Below are 3,652 nucleotides of genomic sequence, written 5' to 3' on the forward strand. Positions count from 1 at the left end.
CCTCCGGGACGGACGCCGTGCCCGCCGTCCGGTGCCCCGGGTGCGCCGCTGGGCGAGGTGAGCTCGTGCGGGCCCGGGCGAGGGGCTGTCGTCGTGGTGCTCCACGGTGGGACTCTCCTTCCGGCCGGCTGCTGGTCTGCGGCGCAGGACCCGCCGCCGCAGTCACACCATTATCCCCGTGCCGGGCCGTGTCCCGGATCCGACTCCCGGGGCCGGGCCCCTGGCCTCCGCGCGCCCGGACGGCGGGGCGCCCGTAGACTGGGGGACCGTCCGACCCTGTGCCCCCGCAGTCCCTCCCAGGAGAGTCGACGTGTCCCAGCCCACCGGCACCGCACCCGCTGCGGCCCCGCCCTTCCAGACGCGCGCCGGCGCCTACGCGCTCATCGTGCAGGACGGCTCCGTCCTGCTCTCGGCCTGGCGCAGCCCGTCCGGCGAGGTGTTCTGGACCCTGCCCGGCGGCGGCATCGAGCTGGGGGAGACCCCCGAGCAGGCCTGTGTGCGCGAGGTCCTCGAGGAGACCGGCCACGACTGCCGGCTCACGGAGCTGCTCGGCGTCACCACCGGCCGGATCCCCGCGGAGCGGCGGATCCGCGGTGAAGGCGTGGACCTGCTCACCGTCCAGATCCACTACCGCGCCGAGATCACCGGCGGCACCCTGCGCCCCGAGGTGGACGGCTCCTCCCACGACGCCCGCTGGTTCCCGCTGGCGGACCTGGACTCCGTGCCCACCTCACCGTGGCTGCTCAGCTCGCTGCGCCTCGGCGGACACCTGCCGGCGGAGGAGGACGCATGAGCCGCACCGGGCGCGCCCTGGCCGCAGCCTCTGTGCTGGCCCTGACCCTGACGGCCTGCATCGGGGAGGAGGAACCCCGGCCGGCCGCAGCCGCGGGGCCCGATCGCGGTCGCCCACACGGACGCCGTGATCAGCGAGGCCGTGGCGGCCGTGGTGGAGCGGCATCTGCGCAACGGCGGCCACGACGTCGCCGAGTCCGACCCGGTGCCCCAGCCGTGGAACCGCACGGACGAGACCACGGTGGCCGTGGTGGACACCCTCGCCTACGCGCTCCAGGTGGCCCCGGACGAGGTCATGCCCGAGCCGCCGGAGCCGACCCCCACGGCCGAGCCCTCGGACGCCGCGGACGGGTCCGCGGACCCCTCCGGGGCAGGCACGACGACGGACCCCTCGCCGTCCGCTGGCCGCTCGCCGTCGCCGTCCCCTTCCGAGGAGGAGGCCTCGGACGGCGGTGAGACCGGCGCCGCAGAGGCGGGCGACGGCTTCCCGGACGAGCCGAGCACGACCGCGAGCCCGACCCCCACGCCGTTGCCCAACGGGGACTCCGCCATGGGTGCGGACCGGGTGGACCGGCTGATCGAGGAGCACCTGGCCCGGCAGGCGGAGCAGCGGCGTGCCGCGGCGTCCCCGTCTTCAGATCCGACCTCTCCGGCGGACGGGGCGTCCGCGAGCGCCGGGGCGGCGGTCTCGGCCTCGGCCTCGGACGAGGTGACCGTGTTCGCTCCCTCCGCGGGGACGCTGCGCCTGACCGCGCTGGTCACCGCCACCACCGCCGCGCGCCTGGACCTGGAGAAGATCGACGACCTCAACGTGCTGTGCGAGCCCCTGACGGCGGCCGCGCGGGTGGACGTCAACAGCGAGTCCCGCCCCGAGGGCACGCGGCTGCTGCGGGAGCGCCTGGACCGCCTGGCCGGCTGCCGTCCGGGGTCATGGCGTCCGGCGTTCTCCGCGGTGACCGGGGACCTGGTCTTCGACCGTGCCCAGCTGGGCCTGGCGTACGGCATCGACCCGGCGGTTCAGGGCAACGACCTGGTGGTGCTGGAGGACTCCGGGCGTGTGCTGCCCGAGGGGCGCATGGCGGTGCTCGGGCAGGCCGAGCACATCCCCAGGGCGACCCGCGAGGACATCCGGGAGGTCATGGACCGTCTGGACGCGGAGGGGCTGACCGAGCTGCAGGAGCTGGTGTCCGGGCCGGACGCCCTGAGCCCGGAGGACGCCGCGCACTACTGGCTGGTGGACCGCGGCCTGGAGGAGGCGCCCGAGGACTGGGTCGTGCCGCAGCAGGGCTGGTTCTGACCGGGACGGCACAGCCGGGTGCGCCACGACGTGCCTGACACGTGCAGACACGCCGCGGCGCCGGGTGCGAAGATGGGGGCCATGTCTTCCACCGGTGATCCGCGTCAGATCCGTCAGTCCTCCAAGCTGCACCATGTCCGCTACGACGTGCGCGGCCCCATCCTGGAGGAGGCCCAGCGGATGGAGGCCGCCGGCCACCGGATCATGAAGCTGAACATCGGCAACCCGGCGCCGTTCGGGTTCGAGGCCCCGGACGCGATCCTGCAGGGGATGATCCAGCACCTGTCCCACGCCCAGGGCTACTCGGACTCCAAGGGCATCTACCCGGCCCGTGTGGCCGTGTCCCAGTACTACCAGTCCCGCGGCATCCGGGACATCGGCGTGGACGACGTCTACATCGGCAACGGCGTCTCCGAGATGATCTCCATGGTCCTCACCGCCCTGCTGGACGACGGGGACGAGGTCCTCGTGCCGTCCCCGGACTACCCGCTGTGGACCGGCGCGACCACGCTGGCCGGAGGCGTGGCCAAGCACTACCGCTGTGTGGAGGAGGAGGGCTGGCAGCCGGACCTGGAGCACATCGAGTCCCTCGTGACCGACCGCACCAAGGCGCTCGTGCTGATCAACCCGAACAACCCGACAGGTGCCGTGTACTCCCGTGCCACGCTGATGGGACTGGTGGATACCGCCCGCCGCCACAACCTCATGCTGCTCGCGGACGAGATCTACGAGAAGATCACCTACGACGGTGCGAAGCACATCAATGCCGCCGCCCTGTCCGACGACGTGGTCACCCTGACCTTCTCCGGCCTGTCCAAGGCGTACCGGGTGGCCGGCTACCGCTCCGGCTGGGTGGCCGTCTCCGGGCCGAAGCACCGGGCCGCGGACTTCCTCGAGGGGCTGACGCTGCTGTCCAACATGCGCATGTGCGCCAACGTGCCCGCCCAGCACGTCATCCAGATCGCCCTCGGCGGCTACCAGACCATCGACGACCTGGTGCTGCCCGGCGGCCGCCTGCTGGAGCAGCGCAACCTCGCCCAGAAGCGCCTGGCGGACATGCCCGGCGTCTCGGTGCAGCCGGCCCACGGCGCCCTGTACCTCTTCCCGCGCTTGGACCCGGAGGTCTACGGGGTCGAGGACGACGAGGCGTTCGTGCTGGAGCTGCTGCGCTCCAAGAAGATCCTGGTCTCGCACGGCGGGGCGTTCAACTACACGGACACGAACCACTTCCGTCTGGTCACGCTGCCGAGCGTGGAGGACCTGGCCGTGGCGCTGGACCGGCTCGAGGACTTCCTGGCGGACTGGCGCGAGCGTCGCGGCTGAACGGCCCGGACGCCCCGAGAGGACGACGAAGGGAAACACGACGTGGGCAAGAAGGACGAGAAGGGCGGAACGGGGTTCTCCGTGGATGCCTCCCCGCTGACCGAGGACCCGCGCGCAGCGCTGCGGGCACGCACCGCGGACGGTGAGCCGGTGGACCCGGCCGACGTGGACGCCGGCGGCAAGCCCGGCTTCGACGGCAAGAAGGCGGAGGGGAAGGCGGCGCTCGCCGCGCCGTGCCGG

Annotated in this window: 3 protein-coding genes and 1 pseudogene; all 4 read left to right on the top strand. The window is 73.2% G+C overall.

The features are described 5' to 3' along the window. The first annotated feature begins 310 nt into the window (after window positions 1-310). On the top strand, window positions 311-793 hold the full coding sequence (locus tag AC2W7A_RS10450; RefSeq protein WP_485991298.1) for an NUDIX hydrolase: 483 nt from the start codon (window positions 311-313) through the stop codon (window positions 791-793). Between the two features lie 126 nt (window positions 794-919). Further along, entirely contained in the window at window positions 920-2,089 is a 1,170-nt protein-coding gene (locus AC2W7A_RS10455; protein WP_485991299.1) for a glycine betaine ABC transporter substrate-binding protein, read from the top strand. Window positions 2,090-2,170: 81 nt separating this feature from the next. Further along, the gene (locus AC2W7A_RS10460; protein WP_485991300.1) at window positions 2,171-3,412 is read left to right on the top strand and encodes a pyridoxal phosphate-dependent aminotransferase; all 1,242 of its coding nucleotides are present in this window, start codon (window positions 2,171-2,173) and stop codon (window positions 3,410-3,412) included. Window positions 3,413-3,454: 42 nt separating this feature from the next. Next, a pseudogene (locus AC2W7A_RS10465) lies at window positions 3,455-3,652 on the top strand (hypothetical protein); the annotation flags it as partial.

The organism is Micrococcus sp. LASM2_SD2, assembly GCF_057364565.1.